Source organism: Pseudomonas sp. Marseille-Q0931, from assembly GCF_940789645.1.
Taxonomy (GTDB): domain Bacteria; phylum Pseudomonadota; class Gammaproteobacteria; order Pseudomonadales; family Pseudomonadaceae; genus Aquipseudomonas.
The window spans coordinates 93298-113607 of the sequence record NZ_CALNWT010000013.1 but is presented as its reverse complement, the minus strand read 5'-3'; the positions used below and the strand labels follow the sequence as shown (position 1 = coordinate 113607).

Below are 20310 nucleotides of genomic sequence, written 5' to 3'. Positions count from 1 at the left end.
TTTGACAGGTAGCCAAGTCTCGCCGAAGCTCCTTATGCGGTTTTTATTACTCGATATTGCGGAGCGATAGATATGAGCAAGCGACTGCTGGGCAAGGGTTTGGTATTTGGTCTGTTGAGCATGGCCAGTGTCGGCGCGTTTGCCGATGCAGCGGGCGGCAATGGCTGCGGCTGGGGCAACATGCTGTTCGAAGGGCAACGCGGCATGGCTCCGCACTTCCTCGCCACCACCACCAACGGTACTTCGGGTAACGCCACCTTCGGTATGACTTCCGGTACCAACGGTTGCGATACCAGCGCCGTGTTGGGTTACGGTGGTCGCTCCATGCTGGCGATGAACGGCATGCTCGATTCCATCGCCGAAGACATGGCCATGGGCCAGGGCGAAGCGCTGGATGCCTACGCCACTTTGCTGGGTGTCGAAGCCGAGGACCGCGCGCATTTCGCCAAGGTCACTCAAGACAACTTCGGGACCATCTTCAGCGAGGCCGATGCCACCAGCGAGCAGGTACTGGCCGCCACTCTCGACGTGATGAGCCGTGACGCGCAGCTGGCGCGTTATGTGAAACAGCCGGCCTGAGGCAAATCCCAGGCAAAAAGAAGCCCGCCAATCGGCGGGCTTCTTCGTTTCAGGTGTCGCCTCAGTTGGCGTACACCGGGAACTTGGCGCACAGCGCCTTGACCTGCTCGCGCACGCGGCCTTCGACTTCATCGTTGCCGATGTTGGCCAGAACTTCGCAGATCCAGCCCGCCAGTTGGCGGCACTCGTCTTCCTTGAAACCACGAGTGGTCACGGCCGGGGTGCCGATACGCAGGCCGGAGGTGACGAACGGCGAACGCGGGTCATTCGGTACGCTGTTCTTGTTCACGGTGATGAAAGCGCGGCCGAGGGCAGCGTCGGCATCCTTACCGGTGATGTCCTGCTTGATCAGCGAGAGCAGGAACAGGTGGTTCTGCGTACCGCCGGAAACCACGTCGTAGCCGTTGTCGATGAACACCTGGGCCATGGTCTGGGCATTCTTGATGACCTGAGCCTGGTAGGCCTTGAACTCAGGCTGCAGGGCTTCCTTGAAGCACACGGCCTTGGCGGCGATAACGTGCTCCAGCGGGCCACCCTGGCCGCCCGGGAAAACCGCGGAGTTGAACTTCTTCTCCAGCTCTTCGTTCTTGCGCGCCAGGATCAGGCCGCCGCGCGGGCCGCGCAGGGTCTTGTGGGTGGTGGTGGTGACCACGTCGGCGAACGGCACCGGGTTCGGGTACAGGCCGGCGGCGACCAGACCTGCCACGTGCGCCATGTCGACGAACAGATAGGCACCGACCTTGTCGGCAATGGCGCGGAAACGCGGGAAGTCCAGCACCTGCGAATAGGCGCTGAAGCCGGCGATGATCATCTTCGGCTTGTGCTCGACGGCCAGGCGCTCGACTTCGTCATAGTCGATCAGGCCGGCGTCGGTGATGCCGTACTGCACGGCGTTGTAGATCTTGCCGGAGAAACTGACGCTGGCGCCGTGGGTCAGGTGGCCGCCGTGGGCCAGGCTCATGCCCAGTACGGTGTCGCCGGCGTTGAGCAGGGCCATGTACACGGCGCTGTTGGCCTGGCTGCCGGAGTGCGGCTGGACGTTGGCGTAGTCGGCGCCGAACAGCTCCTTGGCGCGGTCGATGGCGAGCTGCTCGACCACGTCGACGTACTCGCAACCGCCGTAGTAACGCTTGCCCGGGTAGCCTTCTGCGTACTTGTTGGTGAGCACGCTGCCCTGAGCTTCCATCACCGCCGGGCTGGTGTAGTTTTCCGAGGCGATCAGCTCGATGTGCTCTTCCTGGCGCTGGGCTTCCTGCTCCATAGCGGCAAAGAGTTCGGCGTCAAAACGAGCGAGGGTCAAATCACGGCTGAACATGGCGGTCCCCTGAAATCAGCTGGGCGGTGGAAAGAGGGGGCGGATTCTACCGCAAAGGTCGCATTCAGGCATATGAAGGTCGGTCATGAGCCTGACAAAAGGCCTTCATGCTGGAACCTGGCCGCAGCTGGCAGCGCGCCAGCCCAGTCCGCGCGGCCTGTTCAGCTGAACAGGAACAGCGCTGCGTCGCCGAACTCTGCGCTGAACTGGCGAGCGTGCATCGGCCTGCCGAGCAGGTAGCCCTGGACTTCGTCGCAGCCATGCTCGCGCAGGAACTCCAGTTGGGCATGACTTTCCACGCCTTCGGCGATCACCATCATGTTCAAGCTGTGCGCCATGGCGATGATGGCCCGGGCGATCTGCGCGTCCTGTTCGCCATCGGGCAGGCCATCGACGAAGCTGCGGTCGATCTTCAATACGTCGATGGGGAACTGCTTGAGGTAGTTCAGCGACGAGTAGCCGGTGCCGAAATCGTCCACCGCGATGCACAGGCCGAGGCGCTTGAGCTCGTTGAGGGTCTGCATCGCGCTGGATACGTCGCGCATCAGGATACTTTCGGTCAGCTCCACCTCCAGGCACGCCGGGGCGACGCCGGTTCTTTCCAGAATGGTGGCGATACGCGCGGTCAGGTCGCCCTCTCCGAACTGGCGGGCCGACAGGTTGACCGAAATCTTCGGAATGCGAATCTTCTCTTCGTGCCAGGCCTTGAGCTGCCTGCACGACTCTTCCAGAACCCACTCGCCGACCTGCACCACCAGACCAAGCTCCTCCAGCACCGGGATGAAGTCATCCGGCGGCACCAGGCCGCGGCTCGGGTGATTCCAGCGCAGCAGCGCTTCGACGCCGGTGAGGCGGCGGCCATCGCCGGAAAACTGCGGCTGGTAATGCAGCACGAACTGGCCCTGTTCCTGGGCGTGGCGCAGGTCGCTTTCCAGCTCCAGACGTTCCAGGGCGCTGGCGTTCATGTCGGCCTGGTAGAACTGGAAGTTGTTCTTGCCGCGCTCCTTGGCGTGGTACATGGCGGTGTCGGCGTTCTTCATCAACTGGCTCAGTTCGTTGCCGTCCTGCGGCGCGAGGGCGATACCGATACTGGCGGTGACGAAGAACTCGCGGCCTTCGAGGACGAAGGGGCGGGCCAGGCTGGAGAGAATCTGCTCGGCGACATGAATGGCGCGGTTGAGCGCGCCCTCGCGGGTCGCGCGCGGCTGCAGCAGCAGGGTGAACTCGTCGCCGCCCATGCGCGCCACGGTGTCGTCGCCGTCGACGCAGGCGGACAGACGCACGGCCACGTCCTTGAGCATGCGGTCGCCGGCGGCATGGCCGAGCGAGTCGTTGATCGGCTTGAAGCGGTCAAGATCGAGGAACATCAGCACCACCCATTCGCTGTGCCGCTCGGCGTGCTGCAGGGCGCTGTGCAGGCGATCCTGGAACAGGGTGCGGTTGGGCAGATGGGTCAGGGCGTCGTAGTAGGCCAGGCGGTGGATACGCTGTTCGCTGGCCTTACGCTCGCTGATATCGCTGAAGAAGCACACGTAGCTGACCAGGTCGCCTTCCTCATCATGCACTGCGGTGATGCCGACCCAGGCCGGGAAGTTCTCCCCGCCCTTGCGCTTGAGCCACACCTCGCCTTCCCAACTGCCGCGCTGGTTGAGCTGGCCGAGGATGTACTGCATGTGGGTGGCCTGCTGGCGGTCGGCGGTCAGCATACCCGGCAACTGGTCGAGCACCTGGCCGGCCGAATACCCGCTGACGCGGCTGAACGCCTTGTTAACCTGGACGATATAGCCGGCTGGGTCGGTCACCAGAATCGCTGCGGTGGAGTGTTCGAAGACCGTGGCCGCCATGCGCAGGTCTTTTTCGGCACGGCGTTGCTGGCTGATGTCGCGGCCAACGCCGAGGATGCCTTCGAAGCGACCGTTCTCGTCCCACATCAGCACCAGGCGCAGCTCCACCGGAATCTTGTGGCCATCGGCGCGCAGGCAATCGAAGACGAACAACTGATCCGGCAGTTCGTCGCGCAGGCGATTGAGGCGGTCGCGCTCGCCGAGCGCATCGCGGATACGATCGAGCAGCAGGTTGAGGCCGTCCAGTTGCTGCGGATTGGCCGCCAGGCCGTAGAAACTGTTGGCCATCATCCAGTTGACGGTATAACCCAGCACCGGCTCGACCGAGGGGCTGACATAGTTGAGGCTCAGCGCGCTGTCGGTGGAGAAGATCACATCGCTGATGCTTTCGGCCAGCAGGCGATAACGCTGCTCGCTGTCACGCAACGACTGGTTGCGCTCGATCTGTTCGGTGATGTCCTTGGCCACGCCGATCAGGCGGCTGACGCGGCCGCGATCGTCGCGTGCCAGGGCCTGCTCGCGGATGCTGAACCAGTGCCACTGGCCATTGCGATGACGCCAGCGCAGCACCGACTCGAGCAGCACGCCGTCGCCGACCACTTTTTGCAAGTTGCGGATGCGCCAGTAGTATTCGGCGTCGTCCGGGTGCAGTACCTGCACCCAGAAGTCCTCGCGCATGGCGCGCAGCTCGGCCTTGCTGTAACCCAGCTGCTGGCCCAGACTGTGGTTGCTGAACAGCACCTGCCGGCTCTGCATGTCATGCACGTAGAGGAGGTCGGGCACCGAGCGCACCACCTCCGACCAGAAGCGCTCACGCTCGATCAGCGACAACTCGATGCGCTTGCGGCTGGTGATGTCGCTGATGCTCAGGGTGACGGCCTGATAGTCCTGGATCATTTCCGGCAGGCGCAGTACCAGCCAGACGTGACGTTGCAAGCCCTGCGCGGTGACCAACTGGGTTTCCAGTTCCACCAGGTTGGGCCCTTCGAGTACGGCCACGGCCAGGCGATAGCGCAGGTCGTCCGGATGAATGGGACCGTTGTCGATCAGTTGTTGCCAGGCCTGCTCGGTGCTCTTCACCCCGAGCAGGTTGAGTGCAACCTGGTTGGCCTCGGTGATGCGCAACTGCTCGACCAGCAGTTCCTGATGCTCGGCATCGGCGCGCAGCCAACGTTGCAGGCCTGCTGCGTCACGTAGTTTGTGTTGCAGCAACAGGCTGCGCACGCCGGAAAGATCGAGCACGCACAGGGCCACGCCGGTGCCTTCGAAAATGTCCTGATAGCGCCGGCGGGTTTCCTGCAGCACGCGCATGGCCTGCTGCTCGTTGGTCACGTCGCGCAGCACCCAGACGTAGCCGGCCTGGCGAACAGTCGTGCGCGGCCCTCGCTTTCGACTCTGACCAGTTCCGGCCCCAGATCATTAGCCGGCTGCGGGCTGTTGAGCAGCAGCGGATCGAGATCGGGCAGCAGATCCAGCAAATGCATGTCCCAGGCCGCTTCGCTGCTGATGCCGAACAGCGTCTCGGCCTGTGGGTTCAGGTAGCGCAACTTGCCATCGGCCTGGGTCACCAGAATGCGCTCTTCGACGGCGCCGAGTGCGCTGGCGGCCTGGCGCAGAGAGCGGCGCGACTCGGTGTTCAGGCGTTGCAGGCGGCGTTGCTCGCGTTGCAGGCCGTACAAGGCCGCCAGGGTCAGCAGGCTGCACAGGGCGAACAGCAGGAATTTGCTGGCCAGGGTCGGCATCAGCTCGTTGCCGGCGCGCTCGGCATCGAACAGGGCGCGCAATTGCCAGTCGCTGCCGGGCAGGGCGACCAGCTCCAGGCTCTGCGCCTGCTCCGCCGCGGTAACCGGGGCGATGATGCTGCCAACTTGTTGCAGGTCGTCGGCTCGGGCGATTACCCGCTGACTTTGCAGGTCTTCGAGCAACCACTGGTATTCGCTCTGATGCTGTTCGCGCAGCCAGTTACGCAGCGCACTGGCGCGCATGCGCAGAACATACTGGCTGCCGTCTGGCTGGCGCAGCAGCAAGTAGAGCGCGCCACCGCCCTGTGCGCTGAAGGCGAAGTGGTAAGCCGCTGCGCCGCTGCGCCGCTGCAGGTCGCGAAGGAAGCTGAGGTCGCGCGATCCGCTGGCGCTGTCGGCTAGCAGCTGCCCGTCGGTATCGAGCCGGGCCATGCTGTCCAGCGTCGGAAAGATACTGCGCAGTGTCGCCACCACTTCGCTACCGCCGCTTTCGTGCGCCGGGGCGTTTTGCAGCATTGCCTGGCCTGCCTGCGCTTTCAGGCGCATGTTCAGGCTCACATGCTTGGCCAGTTGGCTGGCGTAACCCTGGCTCAGTTGCTTCTGGCTGGCGAGCAACTGGCGATATTCCTGCGTCAACTGCCAGGCCAGTAGCCCTAGGATCGCCAACACCAGCACCAACAGCGCGCGTCTCAGCGCTACGCGCATCGGTGCGCGCGACTCGCCCGGAGTTGATGAAGGCAGGGATGAGGGAGTCGACACGTTTGCGAACCTGCAGCCAGTGCTGAGCTATCTGAGCTTTGAGACATATGAGCCGGCGTATGCTCATGTCAGCCGGGTAGAATGCCTGTAAACGTGGCCAAGTGCCAGCTGCGCCGACGAGCGTAGGTTTGCCCTGTCACGTACATTGCGGTAGCTTTGCGCCGCGCGCGTGAACTGTCCGCGCGGTACTTGGCGTTCGCTCCGGCAGGGGCTAAGGTCTCTGCACATTGCGTACGCGTAGGTGGTGTGAAAACTGATGGCTAGCGCACGTTAACGACCCTGGCCTCTCGGTAGGAGCGGCTTCAGCCGCGAATTTCGCGGATAAATCCGCTCCTGCAGGGTGTACAACAGCTAACGCGAACATAGCCCCTCGACGCATTCATCATGTTTTCACGCGACCTGCATGGCGCGCCGTTTCCAGCTCCCAATTCTCATCAGTCAGGTTCTCCATGGCTCAGTACGTCTACAGCATGCATCGGGTCAGCAAGGTCGTCCCGCCGAAGCGTGAAATTCTCAAGGACATCTCCCTGTCGTTCTTCCCAGGCGCCAAGATCGGCGTGCTGGGCCTCAACGGTGCCGGTAAGTCGACCCTGCTGCGCATCATGGCCGGCGTCGATACCGAGATCGACGGCGAAGCCCGCCCGATGCCGGGGATCAAGGTCGGCTATCTGCCGCAGGAGCCCCAGCTCGACCCGAGCAAGACCGTGCGCGACATCGTCGAAGAAGCCGTAGGCGAGATCAAGCAGGCCCAGGCGCGTCTCGACGAGGTGTACGCCGCTTATGCCGAGCCGGATGCCGACTTCGACGCGCTGGCCGCCGAGCAGGCCAAACTCGAAGCCATCCTGCAGGCTTCCGATGGCCACAACCTGGAGCGCCAGCTGGAAGTCGCGGCCGACGCCCTGCGCCTGCCGCCATGGGACGCCAAGATCGAGCACCTGTCCGGTGGCGAGAAGCGCCGCGTGGCGTTGTGCCGTCTGCTGCTGTCGGCCCCCGACATGTTGCTGCTGGATGAACCGACCAACCACCTGGATGCCGACTCGGTAGCCTGGCTCGAGCGCTTCCTGCACGACTTCCCCGGCACCGTGGTGGCCATCACCCACGACCGTTACTTCCTCGATAACGTTGCCGGCTGGATTCTCGAACTCGACCGCGGCCATGGTATCCCGTACGAGGGCAATTACTCCGGCTGGCTGGAGTCGAAGGCCAACCGTCTGGCTCAGGAAGCCAAGGCCGAGGCATCGCACGCCAAGGCGATGAAGGCCGAATTGGAATGGGTACGCCAGGGCGCCAAGGCGCGGCAGTCGAAATCCAAGGCGCGTCTGCAGCGCTTCGAGGAAATGCAGTCGCAGGAATTCCAGAAACGCAGCGAGACCAACGAGATCTACATCCCGGCCGGTCCGCGCTTGGGCGACAAGGTTATCGACTTCGTCAACGTGTCGAAGTCCTTTGGTGACCGCGTGCTGATCGACGATCTGTCGTTCAGCATCCCCAAAGGCGCCATCGTCGGCGTGATCGGTGGTAACGGTGCCGGTAAATCGACCCTGCTGCGCATGATCACCGGCAAGGAACAACCGGACTCCGGCAGCATCGAGATCGGCGAAACCGTGCAGATCGCCAGCGTCGAGCAGAGCCGCGAGGCGCTCGAAGGCAACAAGACCGTGTGGGAGCAGGTTTCCGACGGCTTCGACATGATCAAGGTTGGCAACTACGAGGTGCCGTCGCGCGGTTACGTCGGGCGCTTCAACTTCAAGGGCGCCGACCAGCAGAAGTTCGTCAAGGATCTCTCCGGCGGTGAGCGTGGTCGCCTGCACATGGCGCTGACCCTCAAGCAGGGCGGCAACGTGCTGCTGCTCGACGAACCGTCCAACGACCTCGACGTGGAAACCCTGCGCGCTTTGGAAGAGGCGCTGCTGGACTTCCCCGGCGCTGCCATCGTGATTTCCCACGATCGCTGGTTCCTCGACCGTATCGCCACGCACATCCTCTCCTACGAGGACGACGGCAAGGTCAACTTCTTCGAAGGCAACTACACCGAGTTCGAAGCCGACCGCAAGAAGCGTCTGGGCGAAGCCGCCGCGCAGCCGCACCGCGTGCGTTACAAAAAGCTGGCGCAGTAAGCCTCAGCCAGATGAAAAACGGAGCCTTCGGGCTCCGTTTTTTATTTCAGCAGCGCCGCGGACATAAGCTGCGCATGGCCGCGAAAAGCTTCGCTCCGGGGAGGGCTACCGCGAAAGGTTCCTCAGGAGTCCTGTCTGATCGGCATTGGCATTTTTTCATTGGTATTGGCGGGCGCCGTTCCGTCGTCGTCATTCAGGGCAAAAAGCTTCGCGGACGAATCCCCTCCCAGTGCTGCGAGCGCTGATCTCCTGTGGGAGCGGACTTGTCCGCGATAACGTTTTGGTTCGCGAGCAGCACCCGCAACTGCTGATCAAGTGAAAATGCCGCGACGCTGCAAAGCGATCACGGACGTTTTCTTAACTGACTGGCATTAGCCTTCGGGCTCCATTGCTCGCACTGTAGGAGCGGCGCCCCGCCGCGAACACATGCTGCGCTATCTGATGGGGTTGGCCGCGCCTTTGTGTTGCCGTAGGGCGCCGCATACCGGCTACGCTGGAGTAGCGTTGCGCACAGCGCACCCTGCCTGCTCAAAGCCTGGCCAGCAGACTCTCCAGCGCCTTGGCCTGGTCCTCGGCCAGGTCGATGATGTGAAAGCCGGCCCAGCAATGCTGACCATCGGCGCCAGGGCGACTCCACAGGCAATCGGCGCCCAGGAGCACCTCCTGCACCACGGCGGCGTTCGAGGTGCAGACCAGGCGGCATTCCAGCACGGCTTCGGCGGTATGCGGCGTATCGCTGAACAGCATGAAGCCATCGATGGACAGGTCGACGATGCGGCCAAGGCGCTGGCCGCTGTTCAGGTCGAAGACCTCCAGCTGCATTTCCGTGCCATGGCGGCTGTGTTGGCGACGCTCTTCCATGGAAATTCCTCAGCGGGGTTCGGCTGTGCGTCCAGTGAAACGCTGCAGCACACGGTAGATGGCATTCAATGCGCGATCCATGAGCGGAGTCGTGCGTTCGGGGGTAACGATGCGGGCCAGACCCTGTTCCATTTCGCTGGCCAGCAGGGTCAGCGGCTTGATCGCCACGCGCTGGCCGCTGTTGTCGACGAACATGTAGTTGTGCGTGGTCGGGCTGAACCAGGAGAGCTTGAGTACGCGGCTCTTGCCGCCCTCGACGAACTCGAACCAGGTGCCGAACTCGACATTGGCCAGTTCCCTGACCAGGCTTTGTGCGCGAGCCGAGAGCGCGCTGGGTGAAGGCGCCTGGCTCGCCAGGTCGGCATCCTCACCGAGCATGGCGCCCAGCGGGCTTTGCGGCAGGTCAGGCTTGAGCTGCGCGGCCAGTTGCGGCTGTCTGGCCTGTACTGCCTGCTGGCAGGCCACCAGGTCCTGCAGCAGGCGGCGGATGCCATCTTCGTGGTAGCCGCCGAGCAATTCCAGGCCCTTGCGCAGGTCGCTGAGCATGGACGCGCGTATCTCATGCAGATGCTGCTTGTGCTCTTCACCGAGCGGGGTGCCACTCCAGGCCAGTTGCTCGGCCACTTCGCAGGCGCGCTGCCACTCTGCGCTCTGCTCGCCATGGCGCAGCAGCACGAAAACCAGCACATCGGCCCAGGTCAGTTCGAGAAAGTTGCGGATGATCGCCGGCAATTCGCGCTGGTTCACGCAGCGCTGGATCACCTCCAGGGACTGCTCGCGCGCGCCGAGCAGGCGGTCACGGCCCTTGGCTGCCTCGACCGCGCGGCGTTCGCGCAGCTCGACCTTTTGGCGCAGTGTGAGGACGTACTCGTTGAACTCCTCGATCAGGTTGTCGAACAACCCCAGGTCGCCGCTGAAACCATGAATCACCCGTTCGACCACCCAGTGCATCTTGGCCAGCAGGCCGCGTTCATCGCCTTCATTGCCATACAGCACGCCTGCCTGGGCCATGGTGTTGAGCAGGCGCCTGGCCGGGTGGTGGTGCTGGGTGAACAGGGCCTTGTCCAGCAGGGCGATCTTCAGATAGGGCGTGTGCAGGTGCGAAAGCGCCGTCTTGCAGGCGTCCGGCAGGTTCTCGTCATCGAGGATGAAGTCGAACAGCATGCCGACCAGGTCGATCACGTCGGCTTCCCGGCCGGATACCTTACTGTCGCCCGGCAGGCTGCTGTGCGCTTCCAGCTGCTGCTGCAGGTCAGCCTTGAGACCTTCTACCGCCTGGGGCTTGTGCAGGCGCTGAGCGAGTTCGTGGGCCGACTGCTGCTGCATGCGGTTGAGTGCGGCGAGCAGCTCGCTGGCGCTGTAGGTGCGGTTGGCCTCGCGCGGGGAGAAGCTGACGATGCTGCGTGTGCCACCCAGCAGCGGCTTGTCGGGGTGGCTGTGGCGGCGCTCGTCAAGCAGGCTGGACAGGCCGCTGAACAGCGCGCCCTGGTCACTCGGCGGCGGTGCGCTGAGGTCCAGATCGAGCAGTGCCTGTTCCATAGGCGTGGACACGGTGCCTGGCCTGTCCGCTGCCTGGGTCGTAACCTCTGGCTTGGCGGCAGGGCGGTTGACGCCCGGATTGATCATCGCACTGTACTTGAGATTTGGCAGCACACCGGCATCGATCAGGCGCTGGTTGAGTGCGCCGTAGAGTGAATCGAGGCTGTGCATGACATGCTTATCGAAGAGCATGTAAAGGATCGTCTTGATCTGCAGCGGAAAAGGGCAGGGCGCCAAGGCGTCGCGAAAGGCCTGAGCGATGGCCTGCGGGCCGAAGGGGTTGCTGTCCTCGCCGAGCTTCTGGCCGTTGTTGAGCAGGGCCAGGCGCTGGTCCAGACCGAACAGCGGCTCGGTGCAGCGCGCCTTGACCCGGCTGACCATATTGGTGACCTGCAAGGTCTCCTCGTAATCCTCGTTCTGCACCAGCGCCAGCTGCTCCGGGTCGACCTCGGCGATGGTCGGGTTCTGCAGCTTGCCATCGAGGAAGTCGGAGAAATTGCTGGCGATCTTCTGATGGTAGCTGCGCTCGATCTGAGGGCGCTGCCGGCGAATCTCGCGCATGCTGTCGAAGAACAGGGTCTGCACCTTGTTGTTCTCGGCTTTTTCCGCGCACTCGAACAGGGTGTCATCGACCTGGCCGAACACACCGCCGAGGTGCTCCGCCAGACGGTTCATCACCAGCTTGCGGCAGGCCTGCACCAGATCGCCGAAGCGCGGCTGGATGCCGCGGCTGGCGAGGCTGACCACCTTGGGATGAACGGGGGGCTTGTCCTGCTTGCTCATGGACTGTCCTGGCTGGCGTCATCGGCTGGCGCGTCCTGCACGCTGCCGCAGTTCAATGAAACATATAGTAGTCCATGCTCGCGTCGCAAAGCATTGTCATAAAAGCAGTTTGCGGGGGTTGACAGGGAATTTTTGCTACGTAAAATGGCGCGCCTCTGAAGCGGTAAAGCAAAAGCTGAAACGCAGCAGAGATGGAAGACCGAAGTTCCGCGATAGCTCAGTCGGTAGAGCAAATGACTGTTAATCATTGGGTCCCTGGTTCGAGTCCAGGTCGCGGAGCCAACTTCCTTACGGGGTATAGCGCAGTCCGGTAGCGCGCTTGCTTTGGGAGCAAGATGTCGGGAGTTCGAATCCCCCTACCCCGACCATATTTGGGTCGTTAGCTCAGTTGGTAGAGCAGTTGGCTTTTAACCAATTGGTCGTAGGTTCGAATCCTACACGACCCACCACCACAACGACGAAGCCCGCCTAGTGCGGGCTTTTTCGTTTCTGCGTTGTGGAAACCGTTCAGGTGGTAGCCACGCTGCTTTTGTGGGAGCGGACTTGCCCGCGAATATGAACAGCAAAAGCTCGCGGACAAGTCCGCTCCCACGGGTTCGCATCCCGCATGTCTGCTGACCCTCGCCTATGAATGGCAGTTCGTAGGGTGGGCTGAAGCCCAGCCTACGAGACTTGCTTGTCGCCCCTCTCCCATGAATGGGAGAGGGTCATCAGAAGGCCGCTCTGCGGCTGCTTTTAGTGCAGCTTGAGGCGCGGCTCGGTGCTGCGCCCGATGCGATCGCTGAGCATCAGCAGCAGCGTACGCAGGGTGCCGTACAGCGCCATCTGGTGCATGCGGTAAAGCGATACGTAGAACACTCGCGCCAACCAGCCTTCGAGCATCACGCTGCCAGTGAGATTGCCCATCAGATTGCCGACCGCCGAGAAGCTCGACAGCGAGATCAGCGAGCCATAGTCGCGATAGCGATACTCCGGCAGCGACTGACCACTGATCTTCAAACGCAGCGACTTGGCCAGCAGCGATGCCTGCTGGTGCGCCGCCTGGGCGCGCGGCGGCACGTTGCGGCCGTCGTTACCCGGCTGCGGGCAGGCCGCGCAATCGCCGAAGGCGAATACGTCGTCATCCAGCGTCGTCTGCAGCGTCGGGCGCACCTGCAACTGGTTGATGCGGTTGCTTTCCAGGCCGTCGATATCCTTGAGAAAGCCGGGCGCGCGGATGCCGGCCGCCCAGACTTTCAGGCTCGCCGGTATGAAATTGCCATCGGCGGTCTTCAGGCCATCGGCCGTCACTTCGCTGACTGCCGCGCCGGTCAGTACCGTGACGCCGAGCTTCTCCAGTGTCTGGTGCACCGGGCGGGCGATGCGTTCGGGCAACGCCGGCAGCACGCGCGGCCCGGCCTCGATCAGGGTGATGCGCATGTCTTCCGGGCGAATGCGATTAAGACCATAGGCGGCCAACTGCTTGGCAGCATGGTGCAGCTCGGCTGCCAGCTCGACCCCCGTGGCGCCGGCGCCAACGATGGCGATGTCGATCTTCGAGCCGTCCTCGCTCTCGTTGGCGTGCGCACGCAGATAGTGGCTGAGCATGCGCCGGTGGAAGCGCTCGGCCTGTGCCCGCGTGTCGAGGAATATGCAGTGCTCGGCTGCGCCAGGCGTGCCGAAGTCATTGGTGGTGCTGCCCACGGCGATCACCAGGCTGTCATAGGCGATGCGGCGTTCAGGCATCAGCACCTGGCCGTCGTCATCCAGCGTGGGCGCCAGGGTGATGCTCTTGCCGGCACGGTCCAGGCCGGACATGCGCCCGAGCTGAAACTCGAAATGATTCCACTTGGCCTGGGCCACGTAGTTCAGTTCGTCTTCCGAGGAGTTCAGCGAGCCGGCGGCCACTTCGTGCAGCAGGGGCTTCCAGATATGGGTGAGGTTGGCGTCGACCAGGATGATCCGGGCGGCGCCGCTCTTGCCGAGTTTTCTACCAAGGCGGGTGGCCAGCTCCAAACCGCCGGCGCCGCCGCCGACAATCACGATGCGATGGGACATGGATAATGCTCACAAGGCTTTGAAAAAGACGGAGTGAGTGCGAGAGGGCGAGCGCGAGGCAGCTCATAGCACCAGTCGACTCAGAAAGCGGCTCAGCAGACCCAGGCCGATGACGACGACCAGTACCACGGTGAGTAGGCGCCAGACGCGAAACGGCTGACGTTCGACCTGATGCTGCGGTGCGCTCAGGTAGTGGTCGACTTTCTGCTGGTCTTCGGGGCTCAGGCGGCTGGTCATGGGGAGGCCTCTGCTTGAATGCGGCTATCTTAGCAGGCTGTTGAAAAACTATCTGCGTTGCCACTGCTGCGTTAAAAACAGGCTCGTGCACGAGTCCGATCTAGGCGCCTCCATCAAAATGCTCATTTACAGTTCGTAAAGTCGAGCGCGACTCCGACCGTTTTTCGCCTGTTTTTGCGGGGCCGCCATCGGTATTGCATTGGCTGCCTCGGCTCGGGCTTCCTGCTTCGTTCTACCTCCTGCATTCATGCAGTCGTCGCCTACGTTTTTCAACGGCCTGCTAGGCGTGCCCGCCAGCCTTGGCGAGCGTCGTTGTTCTGCGGGTCAGATATTGGGTCAATGGCTTGCACGCTCACGACGTCGTCCAGGCGGATGATGCCGCCCTCGATTACACGAGCGGTGATGCCGCCATGGCCGCGCATGGCCTGGAAGGTGCCGGGGCCAAGGCGTTCCTCGAGACGCGCACAGGGCTGGCACCAGCCAGTGGTCTCCAGCAGCGCCTGGCCAATGCGAAAGCGCCTACCTTTCAGGCTGAACAGGTTGATGCCGGCGACCGCAATGTTGCGCCGTAGCTCGCTCGGCTGCATGGGCGCATCGCGGCCGAGCAGGGCGGCGACGACTGCCAGGTGCTCCCATTGAATCAGCGTGACCTGCCGTGCATTGCGCGGCCCGGGGCGGCTGTGATCGCCGGTCAGGCCGGCTTCGCGTCGGGCTTCCACGGCCTCGACTTCGAGTATTGCCTCGCGCGCCCTTGGGCGAACGCCTATCCAGCGTACCTGGCCGACCTGCGGCACCGCGGCGAGCAATTCCTGCAGCGGGCTCACAGGTCGATACCGATGTCGAACAGCAGGCTGCGTCCGAGATTCTGTCGCAGAAAGTCCGGCGCGTCCGGATGGGCGAACAGCACGCGGGCGAAGCGCGGGCCGACCAGTGACAACGAGCGCCAGCCCTGGCGCAGGTATTCGGTCGGAGGCGGGAAATGGCTGTTGCAGTCGAGCACGGCGCGCTTGAGGCTGACGAAGGCGACCAGGTCGAGTTCGCCCAGATCGAGGCCGCGCTCACGGTAGTTGTGTGCCTTCTTGCGCAAGGTCGGCGCCAGGCGCGCCTGCATCTCGCTGGCTGCAATGCGCTTGGGGCGTGCTTCGCGGCGTACCAGCTGGCTCAGGGAAAAAGCGCTGCGGCGCCTTTCCAGCTCGGCACGCCACTCGTCATTGAGGCGTCGCCCTTCGTCGAGCACGAAGAACACTTCGAAATTGGCATCTCGAAACAGCACGTCCGGCGGTTCCTGGCCGCTGGGCGTGAAATCTTCGTTATGGTGGCGCACGTTCAGCGCTTGCAGCAGGCGCTGACAAACCCAGCGCTCGCGTTCCCACTTCCTCGCGTTGGAGAGAAAGGCATTGGCCTGTTCGGCCTGGTGCGTAAGTAGGCGCAGGTAATCGGAGTCGTCCATGTCCAAAGCTTAGCCGGAGCGCCGACCTGCCTGCCAGTGCCTGCAACAGCTGACATCGTGCGTAGTGCCTGTCTCCGAAACCTTCCTGGTCGGCGGCGGGAGTCGGTCCAGGCTGTGATTGTCTGCGGGCAATGAAGATGCAGGCGCATTTCCGCTCGCTCCGTTGTCAAAAACCCTCCAGGGCGCCGGTGTAGACTGCCTGCCATGGCAATGAACGAAGAAACGGGTGCGCGCTATGCCTGTCAGATAGACGCCCGTGATTGCTTTACAGGATCGCGGCATTTTCATCTGATCAAGCAGCAGCGGATAGCGATAGCGCTCGTGAATCAAAGAACTGTCGCTGACAAGTCCGCTCCCCAGCTGTTCAGTGCTCTCAGCGTGGCTACGGTGATCCTTGTGGGAGCGGACTTGTCCGCGAAGCCCTTGTGTCCTGGATGACGACTAGATACAGCGGTATCGTCCTAAAAAAACCTTAACTGACAGGCATTAGGGTACGCACGCATGATCGCTTCCAACCTGCTGGCATTTTCCACCTTGTTCGGCGGTTGGCTGATCTACGGGCTGGCACTGCTCTGGGCGGTCGCTCGCGCGCCCTGGGTCGAGCTGTTCAGCGACCTGCGCCGCCAGCATCTGTTGTTCGGCACCATGCTCGGGCTGTTCTTGTTGTGGCTGGTGCGCCGCGATTTCGATTCCGGGCTTTCCTATCACTTCGTCGGCATGACCGCGGTCACCCTGCTGCTCGACTGGCCGCTTGCCGTACTCGCTGGCCTGGCGGCGCAGCTTGGCCTGCTGGCTATCGGGCGCATGGACCTGGCGTCGCTCGGCATCAATGGCGTGCTGCTGGTGCTGATCCCGGTGCTGGTTACCGAGCTTTGCGCCATCCGGGTCGAGCGCGCGCAGCCGCGCAACCTGTTCGTCTACATCTTCTTCTGCGGGTTCTTCCCGGCCGCGCTGGCGACGCTGATGACCCTGCTCGGCGGTCTCGCCTTGCTGTGGATGGACGGCCTGTTCCCCATGCCGCCCTGGCTGGACGACTTCGCCGGCTACCTGTGGCTGGTGGCGTTCCCCGAGGCCTTCATCAACGGCACCATCGTCACGGCGCTGGTGGTGTTCTATCCGGACTGGCTGGAGACCTTCAACCGCAGCCGCTATCTGCAGGCGCCCTGGAAGGAAAACGATCGCGGCGAATGAATGACGCCGTATTGGCCGATTGAATGCCGCTGGCAGGGTTGATCCCGGTCAATGCTCGGAGCGTGCCTGCCGCCATGCTGTGAAAAAGGCCTCCGAGGGATTCGACATGAGTATTCACAGTTGGGCGAGAAAGGCACTCGAGGGCGATCTGCATGACGCCGAGGCTCAGGGCTACGAGCCTGTGATGGCATTGCGTGCACTATTGGCTGAGGTCGTGCAGCAGAACAAGGCGCTGCGTGATGCCCGGGAACTGGCCCACGAACTGCAGTTTCTCGCCGACAACCTCGACGATGATCGCGACTACGCCTTTATGCGGCCCTGAGGCATCCACTGCTTCGCTTGTGTGGGAGCCGCGTCTCGCGGCGAATGGTTGTGTCAAGGCTAAAGTCAGAAGCTTTCCTTTGAGGCGTAAAGCTGTTCACTTAACGTTGCATGCTTTTGGCTCCCCCCTCCCATTTATGGGAGGGGGGCTGGGGCGAGGGCTGGAAACACCGCAAAACTGCCAGTCTTCTCACTCTCCGAACGCGGCCCGTCCTTACCCTCTCCCCAGATGGGCGAGGGGACTGATCGCGTTGGACCGTTACTTATGTGAACAGCATTACTCTCCGTGGCGGGGCTCCTACATCGGGCCGATCAATGCGGCCGCGTCGGCAGGTCGCCGCTGAACATCTCGTCTTCCAGATCGTTGCCAGGGATCGCATGTTCTTCGGCGGCCCAGGCGCCCAGGTCGATCAGCTTGCAACGTTCGCTGCAGAACGGGCGATAGGTGTTTTCGGTCTTCCACTCGACGGGCGCGCCACAGGTGGGGCATTGAACGGTCGTAGTCATGGCTGGCCTCCGCGCAGGGTCAGGTAAAAGTTGTGCAGGCGCTCGACCTCGGCGTCCAGCCAGGCCATATCGCGATCATTGACCAGCACGTCATCGGCATGACGCAGCCGCTCTTCGCGGCTAGCCTGTGCCTGCATGATGGCGCGAACCTGCTCTTCCGAGCTTTGGTCGCGGGCGATGGTGCGTTGGATCTGCAATTCGGCAGGTGTATCGACCACCAGCACGCGCTGGGTCATCTGCCGCTGGCCGGACTCGACCAGCAGCGGCGAAACCAGGATCGCATAAGGCGACTCAGCACGTGCCAGCACCTGAATGATTTCCGCGCCGATCAGCGGGTGCAGGAGGCTCTCCAGCCATCGACGCTGCTCGGAGTCGGCGAATATCAGCTTACGTAGCGCGGTGCGGTCCAGCTCGCCGGAGGTCTGCAGCACGCTGTCACCGAAGTGCTCGGCGATCTTCGCCAGTGCCGGTCGGCCCGGCTCGACTACCCAGCGCGCCGCGTGGTCAGCATCGACCACATGCACGCCGCGCTCCATAAAGCCTTGCGCCACAGCGCTCTTGCCGCTGCCAATGCCGCCGGTCAGGCCGAGTATCCAGGGTTTCATAACGCCAATGCAGCCTTGCTATCTCTCAAGGCCGCGATTGTAGGGGGGATTGCTTGATGATGCGAACCGCGTGTGCGGCTCGAGCTCATGTAGGAGCCGCGCCCCGCGGCGAATGATTCTGAGGGGCAGCGCTAAATTCAAAAGCTTCGCCCCGAGGCGGGGCTCCTACAAATACGCGACCGCGGATCGAAACCAGCGAACCTCAGGTGGTAGCCCGGATGCAATCCGGGGAAATGTATCGGCAATCCCCGGATTTCATCCGGGCTACGGACTGTGGGAGCGGCGCCCTGCTGCGAATCCGCACGAGGCGCTGGGAGCTAGAGGAGCGTCAGAACCCGGCGAACTTCAAATAACTCCCGGTAATCACATCGCCCCAAAGCAACGCGATCCACCCGGCAATCGCCAGATAGGGGCCGAAGGGAATCGGCGTGCCGGAATCACTGCCGCGCATGCGCAGCAGAATCACCCCCAGCACCGCGCCGACCAGCGACGACAGCAAAATGGTCAGCGGCAAAATCTGCCAGCCACCCCAGGCACCGAGCATGGCCAGCAGCTTGAAGTCGCCGTAACCCATGCCTTCCTTGCCGGTGATCAGCTTGAACAGCCAGTACACCGACCACAGGCTGAGATAACCGGCAATCGCGCCCCACAGCGCATCCTCCAGGCTGGTGAACAGCCCGAAATAATTGACGATCAACCCCATCCACAGCAGCGGCAGCACCAGCACGTCCGGCAGAATCTGGTGATCGGCATCGATCAGGCTCATCGCCAGCAGCCCCCAGGCCAGCACCAGCATCGCCCCGGCCTGCCAAGTAAAACCGAAATGCCAGGCGACATAGCCGGAAAGCAGGCCGCAAGCCAGCTCGACGATGGGGTAACGCTTACTGATCGGCGTCTTGCAGTTCGAGCACTTACCGCGCAGGAACAGGTAGCTGATCACCGGGATGTTTTCCCAGGGACGAATCTCATGGCCGCAGCAAGGGCATGAGGAGTTTGGGAGGATCAGGTTGAAGGTCTGTGCAGCAGGCGCTGCTGGCAGCTTCAGAACTTCACGGGCCTGGCTTTGCCAGTCGCGTTGAAGCATTTGCGGTAGGCGGTAAATGACCACATTCAGGAAGCTACCGACCAGTAGACCTAAGGCCAGGGCGCATAAAACAAAGGCCAGCACATGGCTGGCCAGGAATTCAAGTACGGGCATTGATTAGACCACGGCACCCAACTGGAAGATTGGCAGGTACATGGCGATGATCAGGCCACCAACCAGTACGCCCAGTACGGACATGATGATGGGCTCCATCAAGCTGGTGAGGCCATCGACCATATTGTCCACCTCGGCTTCGTAAAAGCTGGCTACCTTGTCAAGCATCTCGTCCAGCGAACCGGACTCTTCACCAATGGCAGTCATTTGCACAGCCATGGAAGGAAAGGTGCCTGTGGTACGCATCGAGAAATTAAGCTGCATACCCGTCGAGACATCGGCCTTGATCTTATTGGTAGCATTCTTGAACACCACGTTGCCGGTGGCGCCGGAAACCGAATCCAGGGCATCTACCAACGGAACACCAGCGGCAAAGGTGGTCGAGAGCGTGCGCGCGAAACGAGCGACGGCGGACTTATAGAGGATGTCGCCTACGATCGGCAGTTTTAGTACGCCACGGTCCACTGAATCGCGCAATTTCTGCGAGCGTTTCATTGCTTCTTTGAAAGCAAATATCGCCGCAAAAATAGCAATCAAAAATATGAACCACCAATCTTGAAGAAATTGGGATATCCCAATCACCATCAGTGTAAAGGCTGGTAGGTCAGCTCCAAAGCTGGCGAATACCTCCTCGAATTGCGGTACTACTTTTATCAGAAGAATGGCCGAGACAATCACCGCTACAATGATCACCGCAATAGGATAATTCATTGCCTTCTTGATCTTGGCTTTCAGCGCTTCGGTCTTTTCCTTGTAGGTGGCGATACGATCCAGCAGATTCTCTAGTGCACCGGCCTGCTCGCCAGACTCCACCAAGTTGCAGTAAAGCTCATCGAAATACTCGGGCTTCTTGCGCAGTGACGCGGCAAAACTATTACCTGCAGCCACCTCTTGCTTCACCTCATCCACCAGCTTGCGCATATTGGGGTTGTCGAAACCCTCGGAGATGATGTCGAAAGACTGCAACAGCGGTACGCCAGCCTTCATCATGGTTGCCATCTGCCGGGTGAACAGGGCGATGTCCATGGGCTTGATTTTCTTTCCTTTCCCGCCCAGAGAAAGTCCCGACTTCTTGCGCACCTTGGTCGGGTTGATGCCTTGCTTGCGCAGCTGTGCCTTGACCAATGACGGGTTTTGTCCGCTGATCTCTCCTTTTACGACGGCGCCGCTTTTATTCTTACCTTCCCAGGTGAACACACTGGTTTTTAGAGCTCTTTCCGCCATG

Annotated in this window: 15 protein-coding genes, 3 tRNA genes and 1 pseudogene; 7 read left to right on the top strand and 12 right to left on the bottom strand. The window is 62.1% G+C overall.

The genetic code is table 11. The features are described 5' to 3' along the window. Window positions 1-72: 72 nt before the first annotated feature. Window positions 73-579, top strand: coding sequence for a DUF3015 domain-containing protein (locus P3C50_RS19485; RefSeq protein WP_275547221.1), 507 nt, complete (start codon window positions 73-75; stop codon window positions 577-579). A 61-nt stretch (window positions 580-640) separates the two neighbouring features. Here P3C50_RS19485 and glyA read toward each other — a convergent pair whose 3' ends face one another. Both glyA and P3C50_RS19475 read right to left on the bottom strand, forming a co-directional pair. Beyond that, window positions 641-1894 carry a serine hydroxymethyltransferase gene (glyA, locus tag P3C50_RS19480; protein ID WP_275547220.1) on the bottom strand — a complete coding sequence of 418 codons (1254 nt, stop codon included), beginning with the start codon at window positions 1892-1894 and terminating at the stop codon, window positions 641-643. Between the two features lie 161 nt (window positions 1895-2055). Continuing rightward, window positions 2056-6185: pseudogene (locus P3C50_RS19475) on the bottom strand (EAL domain-containing protein). Window positions 6186-6688: 503 nt separating this feature from the next. Between P3C50_RS19475 and ettA the strand changes: the two are divergent. Beyond that, window positions 6689-8356: an energy-dependent translational throttle protein EttA gene (gene ettA / locus P3C50_RS19470; protein ID WP_197859176.1), complete on the top strand. Its 1668-nt coding sequence runs from the start codon at window positions 6689-6691 to the stop codon at window positions 8354-8356. Window positions 8357-8884: 528 nt separating this feature from the next. Here ettA and P3C50_RS19465 read toward each other — a convergent pair. Both P3C50_RS19465 and P3C50_RS19460 read right to left on the bottom strand, forming a co-directional pair. After that, a complete protein-coding gene (locus P3C50_RS19465) occupies window positions 8885-9217 on the bottom strand; it encodes a PilZ domain-containing protein (protein WP_275547219.1) in 333 nt (110 codons plus the stop codon). Between the two features lie 9 nt (window positions 9218-9226). Then, complete coding sequence (locus P3C50_RS19460) at window positions 9227-11539, bottom strand: DUF1631 domain-containing protein (RefSeq protein ID WP_275547218.1); 2313 nt, start codon at window positions 11537-11539, stop codon at window positions 9227-9229. A 206-nt stretch (window positions 11540-11745) separates the two neighbouring features. On the opposite strand from P3C50_RS19460, the gene P3C50_RS19455 reads away from it, so the two are divergent. The 3 genes from P3C50_RS19455 to P3C50_RS19445 all read left to right on the top strand — a co-directional run bounded on the left by P3C50_RS19455 (window position 11746) and on the right by P3C50_RS19445 (window position 11988). Then, window positions 11746-11821, top strand: a tRNA-Asn gene (locus tag P3C50_RS19455). Window positions 11822-11830: 9 nt separating this feature from the next. Beyond that, a tRNA-Pro gene (locus tag P3C50_RS19450) sits at window positions 11831-11907 on the top strand. A 5-nt stretch (window positions 11908-11912) separates the two neighbouring features. Further along, a tRNA-Lys gene (locus P3C50_RS19445) sits at window positions 11913-11988 on the top strand. 286 nt (window positions 11989-12274) lie between these two features. Here P3C50_RS19445 and P3C50_RS19440 read toward each other — a convergent pair. The 4 genes from P3C50_RS19440 to P3C50_RS19425 all read right to left on the bottom strand — a co-directional run bounded on the left by P3C50_RS19440 (window position 12275) and on the right by P3C50_RS19425 (window position 15263). Then, window positions 12275-13576, bottom strand: coding sequence for an NAD(P)/FAD-dependent oxidoreductase (locus tag P3C50_RS19440; protein WP_275547217.1), 1302 nt, complete (start codon window positions 13574-13576; stop codon window positions 12275-12277). Between the two features lie 63 nt (window positions 13577-13639). After that, window positions 13640-13813: a DUF3094 family protein gene (locus P3C50_RS19435; RefSeq protein ID WP_161864860.1), complete on the bottom strand. Its 174-nt coding sequence runs from the start codon at window positions 13811-13813 to the stop codon at window positions 13640-13642. Between the two features lie 269 nt (window positions 13814-14082). Then, a complete protein-coding gene (locus P3C50_RS19430; RefSeq protein WP_275547216.1) occupies window positions 14083-14637 on the bottom strand; it encodes an MOSC domain-containing protein in 555 nt (184 codons plus the stop codon). Next, on the bottom strand, window positions 14634-15263 hold the full coding sequence (locus P3C50_RS19425; RefSeq protein WP_197859181.1) for a DUF1780 domain-containing protein: 630 nt from the start codon (window positions 15261-15263) through the stop codon (window positions 14634-14636). The genes P3C50_RS19430 and P3C50_RS19425 overlap by 4 nt, the downstream gene beginning before the upstream one ends. A gap of 501 nt (window positions 15264-15764) precedes the next feature. On the opposite strand from P3C50_RS19425, the gene P3C50_RS19420 reads away from it, so the two are divergent. Next, window positions 15765-16454 carry an energy-coupling factor ABC transporter permease gene (locus P3C50_RS19420; protein ID WP_197859182.1) on the top strand — a complete coding sequence of 230 codons (690 nt, stop codon included), beginning with the start codon at window positions 15765-15767 and terminating at the stop codon, window positions 16452-16454. A gap of 106 nt (window positions 16455-16560) precedes the next feature. Then, window positions 16561-16776, top strand: a complete 216-nt coding sequence (locus P3C50_RS19415; protein ID WP_197859183.1) for a hypothetical protein — start codon at window positions 16561-16563, stop codon at window positions 16774-16776. A gap of 311 nt (window positions 16777-17087) precedes the next feature. Here the strand turns inward: P3C50_RS19415 and yacG are convergent, their stop codons facing one another. The 4 genes from yacG to P3C50_RS19395 all read right to left on the bottom strand — a co-directional run bounded on the left by yacG (window position 17088) and on the right by P3C50_RS19395 (window position 20309). Beyond that, window positions 17088-17282, bottom strand: a complete 195-nt coding sequence (yacG, locus tag P3C50_RS19410) for a DNA gyrase inhibitor YacG (protein WP_197859184.1) — start codon at window positions 17280-17282, stop codon at window positions 17088-17090. Then, entirely contained in the window at window positions 17279-17887 is a 609-nt protein-coding gene (gene coaE, locus P3C50_RS19405) for a dephospho-CoA kinase (protein ID WP_197859185.1), read from the bottom strand. The genes yacG and coaE overlap by 4 nt, the downstream gene beginning before the upstream one ends. Before the next feature lie 328 nt (window positions 17888-18215). After that, the gene (locus P3C50_RS19400; RefSeq protein WP_275547215.1) at window positions 18216-19085 is read right to left on the bottom strand and encodes a prepilin peptidase; all 870 of its coding nucleotides are present in this window, start codon (window positions 19083-19085) and stop codon (window positions 18216-18218) included. A 3-nt stretch (window positions 19086-19088) separates the two neighbouring features. Continuing rightward, window positions 19089-20309, bottom strand: coding sequence for a type II secretion system F family protein (locus P3C50_RS19395; RefSeq protein ID WP_275547214.1), 1221 nt, complete (start codon window positions 20307-20309; stop codon window positions 19089-19091). Between the last annotated feature and the right edge of the window lies 1 nt (window position 20310).